Below are 17,312 nucleotides of genomic sequence, written 5' to 3' on the forward strand. Positions count from 1 at the left end.
ACGACACGCAGGCGTCAGCCGTCCCGGTACGGGCAGCGTGGCAGGGTGAATGGCGGTTCAGTTATGCGTTAGCGGGTCGGTACGGTTGGTGGTCGGCACCGGAATACAGAAAGGTTACGGTTGTGCAGGTGCGTCGGTGGGTCTGAAACAAACGGGACAGGGTCTGGCGCCACAGTACTGTCGCCGGCAACGGGGACACGTCCAGCGAACCGGGATGGCCTGTGGCTGAGTGCGGCGTCGTTTTTCCATTCAGATATCCTCCCTGCTCAGACGCCACGGGAATCAGCAATACGCTGCTGCATCCAGGCTTCCACCTCGCTTCTGCGCCAGCGGGAGCTGCGCCCCAGCTTGATGGGTTTCGGAAACAACCCGTCGCCAATCAGTTTGTAAAACCATTTGTCGGTCATCCCGGTAAACGTGGTGATAAAGGTCATGTCGATAAGCGGGTCCTGAGCTGAAAGCAGTGTGTCAGGGCTGGCATTAATATTCGTATTCAACGTGGTCATGGTATTTTTCTCCCTCTGAGGATATGGCTATCGGGAGACGTCCGGTGGTGGTTGAATCATGGGGTTACCGGTTCTCCTCAGAGGATAGGGGAACGTTGTAAAAAATTACCCGGCCCGCACAATCAGGCCTGATGAATCGAGATATGTCTGGCTCAGCCACGGCTGCAACCGAAGTTACGCTCACCGTCACCGGTGATTTTGGTCTCCAGCTTGGCTAAATAGGCCGCCTGCGACAGGGCCTGTTGCAGTTGAGCACCATCGCCACGTGTCAACCATGAGACTGGACTCGCCGGGAAACGAGCCAGAACGGCATGCGCCTGTGCATCCACCTTCAGGGCGCTGCACCACGCTTGTTTAATCATACCTGCAAGCGAATCCGGGTCTTTGTAATCTCCCGGTCCGCACCACGTATCGCGGTTCAGCAACAGCACCGCGTGGTAATGCTTCTTCCCTTTGATTTCACCAAACTCCCGCGCCCAGATAAAACGCAGCGTGGTCGGCCAGACGCGTTTGCCCTCGCGACGTTGACGCGTCTGAAGGGCATCAATCCGGGCTTTCAGGGAATCGGTGAAGCGGGAGATAACAGCAGCATCGGTGGCCGCTGGCGTATCCGGCAGACGGAGGTCAACACGCAGGGCCAGTAAGCGGGTGTAAGCGTTAAGAGCGCAACTGAAGGTATCAGCGATGCGTTGCTGCCAGTAAGGGTCGTATGTGTAACTCATTAAAATGGACTCCGGTGGGTTATCGTTCATAACCATTACCGGTGCTGTTAAAAAAAACTTATTGCCTTCAGCGAGTCCGCCAGTCGATCCCTCAGAGACGGCTGGCTTCAGTAAAATATCGTGGCTGGCAGAATGATTGCGTAAAGGGTAATCGCCTCTCAGAAATCGGTTCTAATGCCGGGTGACCCGAAGGCTGCGAAAAAACAGTCTTCCCGTTAGACGATGGCGGGTACGCTTGACATAAGCGGCGTCAACGAGTTCATCGGGTGGCAAATCACGGGTGATATTACAAATCGTCGCCAGTGCTGTATCGGAGAGTTTAAAACTCCGTGACAAGGCGTAGTAATCCCCGGTTTTTTGGTTACTGATGTTATCGAATAACGCTCTGAAGAAATCCGTCTGTGAAGGTCTGCGGGCGTTGATAATTGCCTCTGTCGCTTCATCCCTGAATGTTACCTCCACCTCTTCCATCCCCAGTGAGCGAATGATCCCGGCAATGTCAGGCCAGTAGCGAAGATCGAAACTGTTAAGTCGCTGCAATTCTGGCTTACAGAAGCAGCTGAAGATTGCGATGCCCTTGTATTGACCTGGACCCAAAATAGGTTGTGGTTACCCTGAAAAGCAAATATTACCCCAGAGGGATGTATATACCCGGGGCAAGAGCCCCTGTACCAGTCCCTCATTGCTGTCATGATATTATTACCCCGTTCAATAAGCCCGATAAATAATCGTTATCGGGACTACTGCTAAAACGCCCTGTAACGCATCAGGAGCGCCATATTCATACTAACCACAGATTTCCACTATCGTGTTATTCAATGCGCTTATGCAGGCTCACAGGAAGCTATGGCGGTATAAGACACTACAGCGCTCAATTACTTATTAAATAGCTTGCGGTGATTACCAGGATAATCACCCTATTCCACGTCACCTCAATCGGGTTATTCTGTTTACGATACAATCATGACTATTATCACCAACACGGATAATGCCCCGTTTACAGTCGTTACCAATGGCCTTGTTTACACATATCAAAAAACTTTCAGGGATAACGGGTCACCGTAGTATCTGTAACTGACAGGTATTGTAAGCGTCAATATCAGGCAGACAGAGCAATACCGACAGGCTTACTACAGGTTAGTTCACTGACTGAGCATTTAACGCTCATCACTAATACGCAGACCAGTAATAAACCATTGATACTCACCTGCTGATTTTCAGGCATGACCATTCACCCAAAACGTTACTGTTAACCAGTAACCACCCTGTCGTTATGATTATTAGATTACTGATGTTAATCATCTTCACTTTTATCCTGACGAGGACTAGTCAATGGTAATATCGACTCAATTCAATTCTGTTTTCTTAATGATAGATTTTTAATGAGTGCTAAACATTCAGGTTGTGACTACATTGAATGGTGTATTTCTTACCTGATGGCAATGATTGCTCAATGGATACCATCCAATAGTACTATCCCCTTAGTGAATACCTTCAGATAATAATACCTCCCAGGCATAACCCACTTACTGATAACACATCATCGATTACTGTTACAAATGATAAGACCCCTTCTTTAATATATTAATACCAATCCAACACGCCAGGCATAACAATAGCTATGAAGATAACCACGCCAGACAGCACTTACCTACAACAAACGCCTGCATCAGTTACTCTGGAATTATCTTTTTTCAATAACATGAAAATAGACACCACGTCATATCAAATAACCTCAATCAAATTAACCCCGTATCATCACTGCCCGCAGAAGCCCTCAATCCTGATTATGAGCAACAAAATGGAAATACCTCATGGCAGCCCGACCTGATACCAGAAATGCCCCCTGAAGCGAACCAGGCACCATGATGGGGATGAAAACGAAAGCATGCAGGAGAACAAGATAACCTATTGAGACGATACTCATCCAGTAAACAGAGAAGCATCTGAGAGATAAACAAAGAAAATGACAACTTTAAAACCATGGTAAAACCTTGTCAAAACCAGTATAAATCAACAATAAAACCTCACGATGACTACCAGATGTGTTTTTAAGTGACGATAAAACCATCATCGTGATACTGTGTAGCTACAACAATCACCACCATAACCACTACTATGTAGTTTACGATTACAGGTATCCACAATGGTTGTACATTACGACAATGGCAGACAACATCTTATAAAAACCCGTGACCTGAGAGTCTGTGCTTTTTATGCCGGGTGGCTGGGTGTTAATAAAATAATTAACACCCGTGACATTCCTCACCAGGATGCAGAAAGTTGTCGACAGGCACTCAACAAACTGATTAATCAGTTCATACCGAATGCAGAACAGCGGGCAAGACTTTTTTCTGATATGGAAACAGCCCGTGATGAAAACATCCTTCCGCTGGAAAGTTTTGACTGGCTAGAACAGGATGAACGGGCAACATTCTGGTTATGGGCGTATATTTGCAAGGCCGGAGACTACGAACTTGGTATTGACAAACCAGCAAATGCAGAGTTCGGAAAGAACTGGTATCAGCGAATGAATCTGAGTGTATCTCCGACAAGCCACCAGGAAAGAATTAATATTATCATCTCTTTTTTCGACAACATTATTATTCCGACCCCACCGGTAAATCATCTCAAGCGCCAGGTCATGGACAGGCTGAAAGACCAGTGGAAAAATATTTACAGCAAACCAGCTCCGCTGAAATGGTTACCTAATGAAGAAGACGCGGTACTGTGGGCATGGAACAGCCTCAAATCGCTTCAGGAAGAAAGAAATGCGCCCACTATCGGGCTCTCATTAAATATTTCAACGCCAGGAATGAGTACCTGGTTTACCCCCTGAGTCATTCTGAACGCAATTTAGCCCTGCGCACGGCGATCGACTTATGGGACGATGCACCGGATACAAAGCGTTTATTCCTTCTGAACCTGAATAAAGCCTGGAACCAGCAAAAATTACGTCAGTCCCGTACCGATAAAAAAGCACTCAATACGTACCTGAAGAACGAAACAAAAACTCGACTGGACTTTATGGCAGAACGTAGCGGAGTTCGCATCAGTGATATGCTGGAAATGCTGATTAATGACCATTACCGAAAAACCTGTGGTGGTGAGTGAGGGCTTTGCGCTAAAAACAAGGTGAGCGGAGGCAGTAATACAGACCAGAAATGACATTCAAAATAATTTCAGACCTATATTACCGGTGTGAGAACGGCAGCAGAAGTGCTGCCGTTTTGTTATTTCACTCACGGAGGTTAATGTGTCCAGTAAGAACAAACGGGGTCCCGATACCCTGTTACCGTCGTTATTCCTTCTCCCGGGTCAACTGTCCCACAAAATACCCGTGCGTATGCTTCTCGCGCTAAGTCACAGCTATGCTTTCTGTTCCGGTACCCAGGTCTCTCTGATACACGGTCCGCCAGCTCATGAAGGCGGCTATTTATTGCCAGTAATAAGGGAGAAAGAAATGCATTGTCCGAATTGCGGTTCGCAAAACATACGACTGCGCCATGTGGGTAAAAAGACGGGTGGGGTCATTGGCGCAACAGCCGGAGGCATTGCCGGGCTTGAAGGAGCCTCCACCGGTGCGCTGATAGGTTCAGTCATTCCGGTTGTCGGTACGATAGCCGGAGGCCTCATTGGTTTTCTGTCCGGCGCCTGTGCTGGTGCGGTGGCAGGCTCTCTGGCCGGAGAACAACTGGACGGTACCGTCTTTGATGAATACGGCTGCACGCAGTGCGAGCATATCTTCAGTGCACCGTAACGTTAATAAGGGTCAGCCCATCCTGCACAAAGCCTGAGCCGCTGACCGTACTCGCTACGGCACGACTGATGACAGGGCGTGTCAGCATGCTGTCGTCATTTCAGCTACCTGGCACTAACCCTTTGTTAATTCTCCTGTTTACTGAAAGATGAATTTTACTTTTTCTTTTCCGCCATTACGGGGGATGGACATAACGTGTCCCTCCCCGCCCGCATAATAACCGCATGAAATATCAACCTATTTATCGCACACGGAGCGTCCATGCAACGACCCGATGAAGAGGCCCGCTACGACCGGCTGGCCGTCAGATTGTCGGTCATTATCAGCCGGTTAATGGCCGGAGAAACGCTGACCCTTCAGACACTGTCCGGTGAGTTTGGTGTATCGATACGCACCCTGCGTCGTGACTTACATCAACGGCTGGTCCACCTCGACATTATCGGGGAGAACGGCACGTATCGGCTCAGTGAGAGCGCCACGCGTGATCACTCTCCGGGGGCCGTTTCCTTTGCCCGCAGTACCGGTATCGCACGCATTATCCCGTCGCAGAACCGGCAACTGATGCACCTGCTGATGAATGAAACGGGCACCTCACCCTGCTTTATCTGGCACGACTTACCGCCAGCATGGACACAGGCTGACAGTTTTCATCGTCTGGCCGAAGCCATTTGTCATCACCGGGTGGTCAGTCTGCTGGTCGGCGGTGTCCGTCACGATGAGCAGGAGCCTTACCGCCTGATTTACCGGCATCAGCACTGGTATCTGGTCGTCTGTTGCCGGGGGAGCCTTCGGGTGTTCCGGCTGGAAGACATTATCTCGGCCTCACTCTCAGAGCAAACCTTCCGTCGCCGGAGCGAAATCAGTTCGCTCATTACTGAAGAGGGATTTATCAGCGCACTGCCCCACTTTCGCTTTATCAGTGATGTCATTCACACCTTCAGGGAACAACACCCTGAACATCCATCCAGACCCAAAGGAGTCAAATCGTGAAACCTGTCGAAGGCCCTCTGCTGCTCTTCACCCTGATGTTGTCTGCCGTAACCCTGAGCGGCTGTGGCGACAAAAATGAACGCGAGTTTATCCGGGGATGCAAATCAGGCGGCGGTACTACCGCCGTCTGCGGATGTATCCGGGATGACCTCAAAACGAAATATACGCACGGGGAGCTGGAGAAAATGAACCAGCAATACGGTTATGTCCCCCCGCGCTTCATGGACAACATGCTGAGCGCTGCTCAGCAGTGCAGAAAATAAGGAAATCTGAACATGGCGCTTGTCATTAAATATTTCGCGATTGCCTTCGCCATCGCGCTTGTGGTCGTGCTGTTTAACGTGTTCGGGAGTACCGGCGAGATACGCAGTTTTGGTCAGGGAATGGAATATCTGTTCTGGATGACGCTTGGGCCCGGAGCCGGTATGACGGTCGGTGCTGCTCTTCGACAATGGCTGATGCCGGATGCGGTATACACCCGCGAAGGAATGACCGGATTACTCAAGGCCCGTCTGTTCTGGCTTGTGGGCCCACAGTATATCGGCTGGCTGGCCGGACTTATCGTCGTGGGTAAACAACTCATGTAACACGGCTGCCCCCCAACAACATTTTTGACTGAGAAGGAAAAATACCATGCGATTCATGCACGCCATCCTGTCAGCAGGATTACTGACCTTTGCCATCACGGCACAGGCGGTCCCCAATATGTGGAGCAGTGGCTTCGGTATGGGCGTCACCGAGTACATCATCACCAGCCCGGAAAACGTGATGATGAACCTGAACTGCACCGGCAACCCTGACGACCAGAATATCCTGCAGCATCACGTCATGCTCACCCTGCCTGACGGCAGCGGTGCCGATTCACAGGATGAGAAAACCGCCATCACCGTCGTCACGGATGACCAGACGTTCCCCCTGCCGTCCTCTCTGGGCTGGCGTAACGGCGACAACGCCTGGCTGTCGTTCATTGATGCCATCAGAAAAGCAACGTCGTTTGAGATTTACGTCAACGACAAACAGGTGGGGCACTTTACCCCTTCGGCTGGAAACGTTCACAAGGTTCTGGCTGATATGCCCGAATGCACGACACTGACCGCCGGGTAACCCGGCGCATCCCCGGTTTACAGCAAAATCAATCAAGGACAATACGATATGACCGACATTTCGACACTCAGCCAGCGACTGACGACGCCAACCCTGCATTTTGTTCTACTCACCGTCGCCACCTGCGGCATCTGGCCGTTACTGTGGCTGTACCGAAAACAGCAGATTATCAGCGACACCACCGGATATCCGGTTTGCGGCAATCTGTTTATCATCTGGCTCGCCGTCTGTTTTGGGCTCGGACGACAGTTCGGCGTGATGGCCTCACCGGACCTGGCGGGCTACTACACGGGCAGCGATACACTGTTGGCCTTAAGCGGCATTCTGTCGCTCACCTGCGGCGTGATGTACATCGTCTGGGCCTTTAAGGCCAGAGCAGCACTGCGACACTATGCGCTGAACACCTTCCGGTTTGACCTGAAGATGAATGCGTTTTATACCGTGGTGCTCAACGTCTTCTACATTACATACTGCATCAACGATATGCCGCAGGCACTGGCGAAGCACCGCATTATTCATGGTCAGGCCCCTGTGCCGCCGGAGTCTCCGTCACCGCAGTAACGCAGCTCTCCTCTTATTATCCGGCCGGGGCATTCCTGTGTGCCCCAGATTCATCCGGATCCCCCCTCTGAGATTTGACCCAATGACATTACTGAAAATCGTGCTCAACACCCTGCGTCAGGTGCTGACGTGGTGCGCCAGCAGCCGGGCGCAGCAGTTTGTGGAAGACCACTTCCGCGAAGAAGGCTATGACGAAGACAGTATTTACATCGCCAGACAGGCGGCAACCCTGCTCGCAGGTGCCTTAATCACAGCGCTCATGGAACAGATACTGCAGCTTATTGCCACACACTTAACCCACTGATGCCCTGCTCACTGAGCGGGGCATTTTGTTTTATGCCATTCATCAGGAACTGAATATGCAAGTCACTGACGATACGTCGTTACCGCCAGGGCAATTCACCCGCCGACAGGCTGAAGCCGTGGTCACGCTTTACCACAACGTCACTATAGAAGATGACCAGGGTACGCACTTTCGGCTGGTTATTCGCGACAGCGAGGGGACGTTAATCTGGCGGGCCTGGAATTTTGAAGCCAGTGCCGGGGAATGGCTTAACCGCTATCTGCTCAGCCACGGGATCCCCAAACACTGACACACCACAGCTTAACCCAATAGCGACCACACAAAAAAGCCATGCTCCCACAGGAGCATGGCTGTTTTGTTTATGCCGTTAAATCAACAATAAGGAATTTACCATGAGACTAGCCAGCCGCTTTGGACGGACAAACCAGATCCGTCGCGATCGTCCGTTAACCCGCGAAGAACTGATGCAGGTCGTTCCCAGCGTATTCAGTGCAGATCGCCACGGTTCCAGGAGCGAAAAATACGCTTACATACCCACCATTACTCTGCTCGAAAATCTTCAACGCGAAGGCTTTGAACCCTTCTTCGCCTGCCAGTCACGCGTACGCGACCCTGACCGCCGGGAGCACACCAAACATCTGCTGCGCCTGCGTCGTACCGGTCAGATAACCGGCCAGCAGGTTCCCGAAATCATTTTGCTTAACTCGCACGATGGTAGCAGCTCATACCAGATGCTGCCGGGGCTGTTCAGAGCCATCTGCACCAACGGGCTCGTCTGCGGACAGTCGTTCGGTGAAATTCGTGTACCGCATCGTGGCGATGTGGCCGGGAAAGTGATTGAGGGGGCTTATGAAGTGCTCGGTGTCTTTGATCGGGTGGAAGAAAAGCGCGAGGCCATGCAGTCACTTCGACTACCAGCACCCGCGCAACATGCCCTGGCGAACGCCGCACTGACATACCGCTTTGGTGAAGAATATCAGCCGGTGACCGCAGCGCAGATACTGACACCGCGACGGTATGAGGACCATCAGGACGACCTGTGGACCGTTTATAACCGCATTCAGGAATCGTTGCTGAAAGGCGGGCTGAGCGGACGCACCGCACAGGGTAAACGTACCCACACTCGTGCGGTTAACGGTATCGACGGGGATATCAAACTCAACCGCGCGCTCTGGGTGATGGCCGAAGAACTGCAGCAGGCACTGAGCTGATGCAGCACATTCCTGCAAATACCCGTCTGACGGCTGTCTGGCCCGTTTCCCTGCAAAACCAGTCCGGCTGCCGTTCCATCTCCGACGATGACCTCTGCGCCTGGTGCAGACATCTTTGCTACCGTCCCGGCGAGCTCAGCCTGTGCCGACTGTCTGTATCTGACAGCATCTGGCCCTCACGGTGCGATGAAGATGGCTATGCGCAGTCCTGCCCGTCACTCCTGCTGAACCAGCATCCCCAACCCGATAAATAAACAAGGAAAAACTAACATGACCGACATTATTAACCTTCACGATACCCTTCCGTTACCGCCACAACCTGCCGGTTCTGCGCCAGCGCTGACCGCCACCCTCGTACAGGACGAGCAGCGCATCGGCTTTTGGCCGCAGTACTTCGGCAGCATACCGCAGTGGATAATCCTTGAGCCGACGGTCTTCGCGTGGATGGACCGTTTCTGCGCCGACTACAACGGCGGTATCTGGAATTTTTATACGCTCAGCAACGGTGGTGCGTTTATGGCCCCGGAAGCGGAGAACAATGAACCGTGGTCGCTGTTCAACACTATGAACGGCAACGGCGGTGAACTCAGTGCCGACGCTGCGGGGATTGCCGTCTGTCTGATGACTTACAGCCACCATGCCATGCGCACCGAATGCGATGCCATGACGGAGCACTACTACCGCCTGCGGGATTACGCGCTCAGTCACCCGGAATGCAGCGCCATCATGCACATCATCGACTGAGCATCCCGCCATGTCGTATGAACTGTCTCACCTGAATACCCTGTGGGATGCGCTGGGGAAAATAACGGTCAGGGATGAGGACGGAGACGTTGTGACCGACGAACTCTTCCTGCATTTTCTGACGGGCACCTCTCTCTTCCCTATCTGGTCATGGTTTGAATCCCAGCACGACGAGTTCGTCGTTGCCGTGAAACTGTACAACACATCAATCCCGGACGGGTCAACATAAAGGAAAAGCCAATGAATATAACCCCTTGCCCCCCCGACAGCGGGGGAATATCTCCCGCCGCACAGCGCACTATCCGACGTGCGCTGACCCTGCTGGAACGCCAGTTACGCGAGCCCGGCGCCTCCTTTACCTCCACCACCGCCGTTCGTGACTGGCTGCGTCTGCAACTCGCCTCACTGGAGCGTGAAGTATTCACTGTACTCTTCCTCGATAACCAGCATCGTCTGATAGCCCACGAAACGCTCTTCACCGGCACCATCAATCATACGCAGGTCCATCCCCGCGAGGTGGTTAAGGCCGGTCTGAAGCATAACTGTGCCGCTGTCATTGTGGCGCATTGCCACCCGTCAGGCCTTGCCGAACCCAGCAATGCAGATCGTCAGGTCACTACGCGTATTCAGCAGGCGCTGGAGCTGGTTGATATCCGACTGCTTGATCACCTGGTGGTGGGCGGCATGGAGATCGTCTCGTTTGCTGAGAGAGGGTGGCTTTAAGGAGAGAATAACGATGAAAATCATCAGCAAACGCCAGGCGATGGCGATATACCGCCAGCATCCGCAGTCCCGGTTGTTTCGCTTCTGTGCCGGCAAATACACATGGTCCGGCAGCATCTGCCACTACGCAGGTCGGGAAGTGCAGGATATCAGCGGCGTGCTCGCCGTCTTCGCAGAACACCGTCAGGACCGCAACGGCCCGTACGTCGTATTACGCAGCGTTACGCTGAATTAATTCACGTTTAAGGAAGGCTAAAATTGTCGAATACAATACCGCCTGTAAACCACGATATCGCCGCCCCTTGGTGGGGGCTTAAACGCGATATCACCCCCTGTTTTGGCGCACGTCTGGTGCAGGAGGGCAACCGGCTGCATTACCTGAACGACCGCGCCAGCATCACCGGCACCTTCAGCGACGCGGATTTACGCCATCTCGACCAGGCATTCCCGCTACTGCTGAAGCAACTGGAGCTGATGCTGCTTTCCGGTGAGCTGAATCCCCGTCATCAGCACTGCGTCACGCTGTATGCAAAAGGGCTGATATGCGAGGCCGACAGCCTCGGCTCGCACGGGTACGTCTATCTCGCAATTTACCCGACACCTGCAACAACAGAATAAACCTCCCGGCAGTTTTCCTTCGTTTAACTCACCAGTAAAGGTTTCCATTATGCAAACACAACCTGTTCCTCCGAAACGGGAGGTTTCGCCACGCCCGTCACCCGTGGCGATCTGGCAGCGCCTCCTGAGTCACCTGCTGGACCGTCACTACGGTCTGACGCTCAACGACACGCCATTTGGCAAAGATGGTGTGATCCAAGAGCATATCGATGCCGGTATCTCACTGTGCGACGCGGTGAATTTCATCGTGGAGAAATACGACCTGGTACGCACTGATCGTCGCGGTTTTAACGCGGAAACTCAGTCGCCGCTTCTCACCAGTATCGATATTCTCCGCGCCCGCAAAGCCACCGGGCTGATGACCCGTCATAGCTACAGGGCCGTTACCGACATCACCACCGGCAAATACCGTGAGGTGCAACCATGAAGCTGTCCCTGACGGTGGAAGCCGATGCCATCAACGTACTGGCCCTCAACATGGGCCGGATCGTCGTAGACATTGACGGTATTGAACTGACCGACCTGATCAATGTGGTGAACCAGAACGGTTATTCGCTTCTCGTTGCTGACGAACCGGGGAAATTGATTGTTGAAGATCCAATTCCGCCCGTTGCCCGCCTGAACGGCATTCAGTGCAGCACTGCACATATCACGGCGGAAGACAATGCTCTGCTGTTTACCCTTTCACACCAGCATGAAGACTTTGGCGAGTCTGAATGGATTAGTTATACCGGCTCGGGTTATCTGCTCCACCTGGGCGCGTGGTCGTTTCCGGTCTTACGCCTCAAACGCCTCGGTCTGTCAAAAGCCTGCCGTCGGTTATTAGTGACGCTTATGCGTCGCTACGCCGCTGGCATTGTTCATCTGGATGCCTTTGGCGAAGTGCTACCAAGTTTTACAACCTTTGACTGGTAACCCCACCTCAATCACCACAAGGTTTTTACATGCCGGAATTAACCACCGAAGTGGCTCTCAACATTCTGATTGGCTGGCTGCAGGACAACATCAGTTGCAACACCGGCATTATTTTCGACAACGACGAAGACAAGACGGATTCAGCAGTGCTGTTGCCCTGGATTGAGCAGGCGCGAAACGATGTTCGTAATCTCCGCCATCTTCAGCTTCTGCAACAGACCAGAACCTGTTAGCCACCGAACCATACTCACCACACACCTATAAGCCCCAGCCCTTACCGGCTGGCGCTTTGCTTTATATAAAGGAAATTAAAATGTCAGATCTTACCCTCACCGAACCTGAAGTGTTAACCGGCCATACCGATGTGATTTGTTCTACCAGTATTGAGCGCATCATCACCGGACGTAATTTCGCGATTGCACAGATTGAAACGCTGATACAACAACTTGACGATATCTCGACGCTGACCCGCAGCATCGGCGGTGGTAAAGCGAATGAATAGGGAATGCGGCAATACAGCTACGACTGCTGGCTGATGGAGGATACTGATACGGCCATGAAAGCCATTACTCGCAATATCGATCGTGGTATATGGCGGGATCTGATGCAACGCTCGGGAATGCTGGCGCTCATGGACGCACAGGTCCGCGACGAGTGGTACAACAGCCTGGAGAAAGACGATATTCCGGCTATCAGTGAAGAGAATATTCTCAACACATTCGAACAACTGCATCTGAATAAAGGTGAGGTGTTTGAACGAGGTGTGATTAACGTGTTTAAAGGTCTGAGCTGGAATTTTAAGACAAACAGCCCCTGTAGGTTTGGCGGGAAAATCATCGTGACGGGGCTTGTCAAATATGACCGGTGGGGATTTGGTCTGAACTGGGGCTGGCAGCGTGACCGGTTAACGGACCTTGAGCGCATGCTGATGCTGCTGGATGGGAAGGCCATCCCCGACAATCGCGCCGACGTCACGCGCCGGTTAAGCGACCATATCCATGAGAACAGGCATAGCACCCGTTATGAGGATGAGATGTCTGTGATTAAGTATTTTCAGAAGGGAACTGTCCATATCACGTTCAGGCGATCGGAGCTGGTCGATAAGCTGAACGACATTATCGCGAAACACTATCCAGGGGCGTTGCCCACTAAACAGTAAGGAACCAAATTATGGTATCATTTTCAAACATGGATGGTGCTCACTGCGATTCCGTAGTAGATCACTATACCTTGCCATCAAATAGTATTCAGATGGATGTAAAAGTTCCTGTTCAACCATCAAATTTTGACCCTTTGCAGAAGGGGGCCTTAATGGGGGCCTCAACGTTTATGGAACAAGATAAAAACCATTCTAATCAATGCAATTACAAAACAAAATCCATTCCAATCCGGGACTGAGGGAAGAGCTGGAGCAGGAAGTGGAAAGTCTGATGTCCGCTATAACGGCCATTTCCAGTATTCATGAGCTTTCCCCTTCACCTGTGGGAGGGAACACATGGGCATCGCTCGAATCACATTATCTTGAGCTCCACCAGAGGACGTTCGACCGGCCCGCGCCTGTTCGTCCTGCCAAACCTGAATACAGTCCTCTCCCGTCCGCACCAGACGAACGTAGCGGTCGTGGTTTTCTGGGGGGATGGTTCGAAACCGATGCGGCTCGCACCGAACGACAGAATGAGAACCAGCGACGGTGGCAACTGGAAGTGGCGGACGTTGAACGCGAAAACACACTGCTTAAACAACGGTATGAGAAACAACGTGTGGCCTGGGCTGAGCAGTATGCAAACTGGCAGTTTGACGCTCAGGAATATAATAAAAACTCCGCTCTCACTGCAGGTGTTGCACGCGAGCAGTTCCGTTCGGATGCCCGTTTCTTTGAAGACTGCCTGGCAGAGGTGCTCTCACAAACGGAATGGCCGCGCGAAACGCTTGTGACTTTTGAAGTCAGGCCTGACGCGTCAATGGTCCTGCTTGATATTGATTTACCTGAGATTGAGGATATGCCTGATAAGATGTATGGCGTCAATGCAAGGGGAACGGATATCACTGAAAAAACGATGACACAGAAAGCGGTCCGGGAGAGTTATGCAAGACACGTCCACGGTTGTCTGATGCGATTAGCTGCCATCGTATTTCGGACGCTTCCGTTTGAATACGTCGTGCTTTCCGGCTTTACTCAGCGGATCAGCAAACAAACGGGTTACCTTGAGGATGAGTACATTCTTTCCTGCAGGATAGACCGCCATCATATGGAAAAAATTAACTATACGAACCTTGAAGACGTGGACCCGATCGCGGTACTGAGTGTTCAGACGCTTATCCGGAAAATGAGCGCCACTTTCCTGTTTCAGGTCATTGACCCTTTTACGATAACTGCAGGCACCAGCTGACTATGCAACTAAACACCCGACAGGAACGAATTTATACTCTGGCAAACTTACTGGGTACGGGAAAACCCGTTTCTGCGGCAAAAATCATCAGCGTTCTTGACTGTTCGGAACCTACCCTCAGTCGTGCACTGAAGGAGCTTCGGGAGTCCTATGCGGCGGAAATCAAATACAGTAAAGCCGGTCATTCCTATCAGTTAGTTTGTCCCGGCCAGCTCGATAAAAAAACATTACGCCGGATGAATGAAGCTCTCACTCAGAATGCAGAACAGAAAGCGCAGGATATTTCGACAAAGGTGGTGCTGGATAAAGATCTGAAGACGACTGTCTCTTTATCCATTCGACGTCGGGTACTGCGTAAAATTGACAAGCTGGCGGAACTAACCGGCACGTCCCGAAGTGAAGCGGTAGAGACTCTCGCTGAAATGAAGGTCGAGGACTTTATTAAGGCAATTCAGTTTAAAAATAAACCGGAATAAAATCATTCCCGGCAGAGAACCAATCTGGGGCTACCTGCAAAATTGGCCCCTATATCACAACCGGTTTAATCATCCTCCCAGGTATCACAGTCAGAAATTCTTTGCACATTCTTTACATCGCTACGGAACGTACGAGTGACTTATTTTCCTGTCGAGGGAAGCTGAACAGCCTCAACGTTACCTTCATCAAATCATGTCATTTGGACGTTAACTATCAGATTTAGGGCTGGTATTCGTGATATACAAAAGCCTATAGTCAGAGAAAAAGCGGCCAGATGTGCCACTGTTCCCCAATTATTTACCGCAAGGAACAATTTTAATGAGAAGACTCCCCGTTTACCTGTTGCTTGATACATCAGGTTCAATGCATGGCGAACCCATTGAGGCTGTAAAAAATGGTGTTCAGACGCTGCTAACCACGTTGAAGCAGGACCCATATGCTTTAGAAACAGCGTTTGTGTCGGTTATTACTTTCAGCTCCTCAGCACACCAGGCCGTTCCTCTGACGGATCTGCTTAGTTTCAACCTGCCCTCTTTGACCGCGAGCGGAACCACAGCGCTGGGCGAAGCCTTATCTCTGATTGCGAATCGAATTGACTCAGAAGTCATGAAAACAACAGCAGATACAAAAGGTGACTGGCGACCGTTGGTGTTCCTGATGACTGATGGCGCTCCGACCGACGACTGGCGAAAAGGCCTTAATGATTTTAAAGCAGCCAGGAAAGGCGTCGTTGTAGCCTGCGCGGCAGGCCATGATGCGGACACCAGTGTACTGAAAGAAATTACAGAAATCGTCCTACAGCTCGATACCGCTGACAGCTCTTCTATCAAAGCGTTCTTCAAATGGGTATCGGCGAGTGTTTCTGTAGGAAGTCAGAAAGTTGACGCGGGTAAGAAAGAGGTTATCGGTCTTGATGATTTACCTCCTCCACCGCCAGAAGTGAACGTAGTTTTATAGGATACTAATAATAGAGGGGATCCCATGACAGTCAGCTTACGAAAAGGTCAAGGCGTTAGCCTGCGTAAAAATGAGTTCGATCTTTCTTCGGTCACTATCGGTCTTGGCTGGGATATTAATGAAGAAAAAAAAGGTCTTCTAGGTGGGCTTTTCGGTAAAAAAGAGGAAGAGTATGACCTTGATGTCATCGCCTTCCTTTGCAACGATGCCGGAAAGGTTACTGACCTCGGAAATGTTGAAAACGGTAAACCCACGCTGGTTAATGGCGATATTGTGTTTTTTAACAGTCTTCGCCATAAGTCTGGGCAAATCTGGTTGACTGGCGATAACCGGACAGGTGCCGGAGACGGAGACGATGAGCAAATAATTGCAAAACTAAATAGTCTCGATCCGAAGTATGAAAAAATTGTCTTCATTGTTCAAATCTACAACGGCGAAAAATTACAGCAGCACTTCGGTAAAGTACAGAATGCATTTATCCGGGCGGTGGATGGAAGAAATGTCGAAATGGCCCGGTTTGACCTTTCAGGAGGCGCGTCCTTTAATGGTCAGCGATCGATGGTCTTTGCTGAACTCGTTCGTGAACCAACCGGCTGGAAACTGAATGCGATCGGTGAGCCGTCAACCACAGATTCCTTCGTCAGCCATCTGAGGAATTATATCTAAATGCGCAGACTACCTGTTTATCTCCTTATCGACACTTCGGGCTCGATGCGTGGCGAATCAATACATTCAGTGAATGTCGGTGTTCAGGCGATGCTGAGTGCCCTGCGACAGGACCCCTACGCGCTGGAAAGTGTCCATATCTCTATCATCACCTTTGACAATGAAGCCCGGGAATATGTCCCTCTGACAGCTCTGGCTGATTTTCAGTTTGTGGATATTCAGGTGCCCAGTGCGGGAGGAACATTTACGGGAGCTGCGCTGGAGTGTCTGATGAGTTGTGTGGACCGGGACATCCGCCGGTCTGATGGCGAGCAAAAAGGTGACTGGCGCCCGCTGGTCTTCCTGATGACTGATGGCACGCCTTCTGATGCGTGGGCTTATGGTGAAGCCGTTAAAGAGGTTCATCGCCGTTCATTTGGCTCCATCATCGCCTGTGCTGTTGGTCCTAAAGCTGGGCATGAGCATCTTAAGCAACTGACTGCCAAAGTTGTAGCGCTGGAGACGCTTGATTCGACAGCCTTTTCTGGCTTTTTCAAATGGGTCAGCGCAAGTGTGGCATCAGGAAGTTCGAGTGCCGGGGTAAATGCCTCCTCAGACACGCTTCCCCCTCCTCCACCTGAAATACAGCTGGTCCTTTAAGTACTAACCGGTATGGCAGGAGGAC

The 17,312-nt window shown here is 51.3% G+C and carries 26 protein-coding genes and 1 pseudogene; 25 read left to right on the forward strand and 2 right to left on the reverse strand.

Annotation, left to right across the window (positions count from 1 at the left end):
* Window positions 1-266: 266 nt before the first annotated feature.
* Both HMPREF1144_RS08080 and HMPREF1144_RS08085 read right to left on the reverse strand, forming a co-directional pair.
* Window positions 267-506 (reverse strand): helix-turn-helix transcriptional regulator, encoded by a 240-nt coding sequence (locus HMPREF1144_RS08080; protein WP_009652493.1) that lies wholly within the window; start codon window positions 504-506, stop codon window positions 267-269.
* Window positions 507-658: 152 nt separating this feature from the next.
* Window positions 659-1,228: an inovirus Gp2 family protein gene (locus tag HMPREF1144_RS08085; RefSeq protein ID WP_016154452.1), complete on the reverse strand. Its 570-nt coding sequence runs from the start codon at window positions 1,226-1,228 to the stop codon at window positions 659-661.
* Window positions 1,229-3,374: 2,146 nt separating this feature from the next.
* Between HMPREF1144_RS08085 and HMPREF1144_RS08095 the strand changes: the two genes are divergently transcribed.
* From HMPREF1144_RS08095 to HMPREF1144_RS08220, 25 genes and pseudogenes are all read left to right on the forward strand, one after another.
* Window positions 3,375-4,067 carry a hypothetical protein gene (locus HMPREF1144_RS08095; protein ID WP_009652445.1) on the forward strand — a complete coding sequence of 231 codons (693 nt, stop codon included), beginning with the start codon at window positions 3,375-3,377 and terminating at the stop codon, window positions 4,065-4,067.
* 624 nt (window positions 4,068-4,691) lie between these two features.
* Window positions 4,692-4,988: a membrane protein gene (locus tag HMPREF1144_RS08100; protein ID WP_009652512.1), complete on the forward strand. Its 297-nt coding sequence runs from the start codon at window positions 4,692-4,694 to the stop codon at window positions 4,986-4,988.
* A 261-nt stretch (window positions 4,989-5,249) separates the two neighbouring features.
* On the forward strand, window positions 5,250-5,978 hold the full coding sequence (locus HMPREF1144_RS08105) for a helix-turn-helix transcriptional regulator (RefSeq protein ID WP_009652433.1): 729 nt from the start codon (window positions 5,250-5,252) through the stop codon (window positions 5,976-5,978).
* Entirely contained in the window at window positions 5,975-6,241 is a 267-nt protein-coding gene (locus tag HMPREF1144_RS08110; RefSeq protein WP_009652486.1) for a hypothetical protein, read from the forward strand. The genes HMPREF1144_RS08105 and HMPREF1144_RS08110 overlap by 4 nt, the downstream gene beginning before the upstream one ends.
* A 12-nt stretch (window positions 6,242-6,253) precedes the next feature.
* On the forward strand, window positions 6,254-6,565 hold the full coding sequence (locus HMPREF1144_RS08115) for a hypothetical protein (protein WP_009652410.1): 312 nt from the start codon (window positions 6,254-6,256) through the stop codon (window positions 6,563-6,565).
* Between the two features lie 46 nt (window positions 6,566-6,611).
* Complete coding sequence (locus HMPREF1144_RS08120) at window positions 6,612-7,082, forward strand: hypothetical protein (protein WP_009652431.1); 471 nt, start codon at window positions 6,612-6,614, stop codon at window positions 7,080-7,082.
* Between the two features lie 48 nt (window positions 7,083-7,130).
* Window positions 7,131-7,643, forward strand: a complete 513-nt coding sequence (locus tag HMPREF1144_RS08125) for a DUF4234 domain-containing protein (RefSeq protein WP_009652395.1) — start codon at window positions 7,131-7,133, stop codon at window positions 7,641-7,643.
* 82 nt (window positions 7,644-7,725) lie between these two features.
* The gene (locus HMPREF1144_RS08130) at window positions 7,726-7,947 is read left to right on the forward strand and encodes a hypothetical protein (protein ID WP_009652443.1); all 222 of its coding nucleotides are present in this window, start codon (window positions 7,726-7,728) and stop codon (window positions 7,945-7,947) included.
* Window positions 7,948-8,002: 55 nt separating this feature from the next.
* Window positions 8,003-8,236 carry a DUF905 domain-containing protein gene (locus HMPREF1144_RS08135; RefSeq protein WP_009652474.1) on the forward strand — a complete coding sequence of 78 codons (234 nt, stop codon included), beginning with the start codon at window positions 8,003-8,005 and terminating at the stop codon, window positions 8,234-8,236.
* A 103-nt stretch (window positions 8,237-8,339) separates the two neighbouring features.
* Window positions 8,340-9,158, forward strand: a complete 819-nt coding sequence (locus tag HMPREF1144_RS08140) for a DUF932 domain-containing protein (RefSeq protein ID WP_009652424.1) — start codon at window positions 8,340-8,342, stop codon at window positions 9,156-9,158.
* Window positions 9,158-9,412, forward strand: coding sequence for a hypothetical protein (locus HMPREF1144_RS08145; RefSeq protein WP_009652519.1), 255 nt, complete (start codon window positions 9,158-9,160; stop codon window positions 9,410-9,412). The genes HMPREF1144_RS08140 and HMPREF1144_RS08145 overlap by 1 nt, the downstream gene beginning before the upstream one ends.
* A 16-nt stretch (window positions 9,413-9,428) precedes the next feature.
* Window positions 9,429-9,902: an antirestriction protein gene (locus HMPREF1144_RS08150; RefSeq protein WP_009652453.1), complete on the forward strand. Its 474-nt coding sequence runs from the start codon at window positions 9,429-9,431 to the stop codon at window positions 9,900-9,902.
* Between the two features lie 10 nt (window positions 9,903-9,912).
* A complete protein-coding gene (locus HMPREF1144_RS08155; RefSeq protein WP_009652503.1) occupies window positions 9,913-10,131 on the forward strand; it encodes a hypothetical protein in 219 nt (72 codons plus the stop codon).
* An 11-nt stretch (window positions 10,132-10,142) separates the two neighbouring features.
* Window positions 10,143-10,625, forward strand: a complete 483-nt coding sequence (gene radC, locus HMPREF1144_RS08160; protein ID WP_016154455.1) for a RadC family protein — start codon at window positions 10,143-10,145, stop codon at window positions 10,623-10,625.
* Window positions 10,626-10,638: 13 nt separating this feature from the next.
* The gene (locus HMPREF1144_RS08165; protein WP_009652392.1) at window positions 10,639-10,860 is read left to right on the forward strand and encodes a DUF987 domain-containing protein; all 222 of its coding nucleotides are present in this window, start codon (window positions 10,639-10,641) and stop codon (window positions 10,858-10,860) included.
* Window positions 10,861-10,883: 23 nt separating this feature from the next.
* On the forward strand, window positions 10,884-11,243 hold the full coding sequence (locus HMPREF1144_RS08170; protein WP_009652436.1) for a type IV toxin-antitoxin system YeeU family antitoxin: 360 nt from the start codon (window positions 10,884-10,886) through the stop codon (window positions 11,241-11,243).
* Window positions 11,244-11,292: 49 nt separating this feature from the next.
* Window positions 11,293-11,670 (forward strand): TA system toxin CbtA family protein, encoded by a 378-nt coding sequence (locus HMPREF1144_RS08175; RefSeq protein ID WP_016154457.1) that lies wholly within the window; start codon window positions 11,293-11,295, stop codon window positions 11,668-11,670.
* Window positions 11,667-12,158, forward strand: coding sequence for a DUF5983 family protein (locus tag HMPREF1144_RS08180; RefSeq protein WP_009652438.1), 492 nt, complete (start codon window positions 11,667-11,669; stop codon window positions 12,156-12,158). Before HMPREF1144_RS08175 ends, HMPREF1144_RS08180 begins: the two co-directional genes overlap by 4 nt.
* Before the next feature lie 29 nt (window positions 12,159-12,187).
* A complete protein-coding gene (locus tag HMPREF1144_RS08185; RefSeq protein ID WP_009652505.1) occupies window positions 12,188-12,391 on the forward strand; it encodes a DUF957 domain-containing protein in 204 nt (67 codons plus the stop codon).
* An 80-nt stretch (window positions 12,392-12,471) separates the two neighbouring features.
* Window positions 12,472-13,317, forward strand: a pseudogene (locus HMPREF1144_RS08195) (DUF4942 domain-containing protein).
* A gap of 199 nt (window positions 13,318-13,516) precedes the next feature.
* A complete protein-coding gene (locus HMPREF1144_RS08200) occupies window positions 13,517-14,548 on the forward strand; it encodes a hypothetical protein (RefSeq protein WP_223175620.1) in 1,032 nt (343 codons plus the stop codon).
* Window positions 14,549-14,550: 2 nt separating this feature from the next.
* On the forward strand, window positions 14,551-15,024 hold the full coding sequence (locus tag HMPREF1144_RS08205; protein WP_009652494.1) for a ribbon-helix-helix protein, CopG family: 474 nt from the start codon (window positions 14,551-14,553) through the stop codon (window positions 15,022-15,024).
* A 319-nt stretch (window positions 15,025-15,343) separates the two neighbouring features.
* Window positions 15,344-15,982 (forward strand): vWA domain-containing protein, encoded by a 639-nt coding sequence (locus HMPREF1144_RS08210; protein WP_009652437.1) that lies wholly within the window; start codon window positions 15,344-15,346, stop codon window positions 15,980-15,982.
* A gap of 24 nt (window positions 15,983-16,006) precedes the next feature.
* Window positions 16,007-16,648, forward strand: coding sequence for a TerD family protein (locus tag HMPREF1144_RS08215; RefSeq protein WP_009652489.1), 642 nt, complete (start codon window positions 16,007-16,009; stop codon window positions 16,646-16,648).
* Window positions 16,649-17,287 (forward strand): vWA domain-containing protein, encoded by a 639-nt coding sequence (locus tag HMPREF1144_RS08220; protein WP_009652425.1) that lies wholly within the window; start codon window positions 16,649-16,651, stop codon window positions 17,285-17,287.
* Window positions 17,288-17,312 lie beyond the last annotated feature (25 nt).

It is taken from the genome of Klebsiella sp. OBRC7 (assembly GCF_000293135.1).
GTDB lineage: Bacteria > Pseudomonadota > Gammaproteobacteria > Enterobacterales > Enterobacteriaceae > Klebsiella > Klebsiella michiganensis.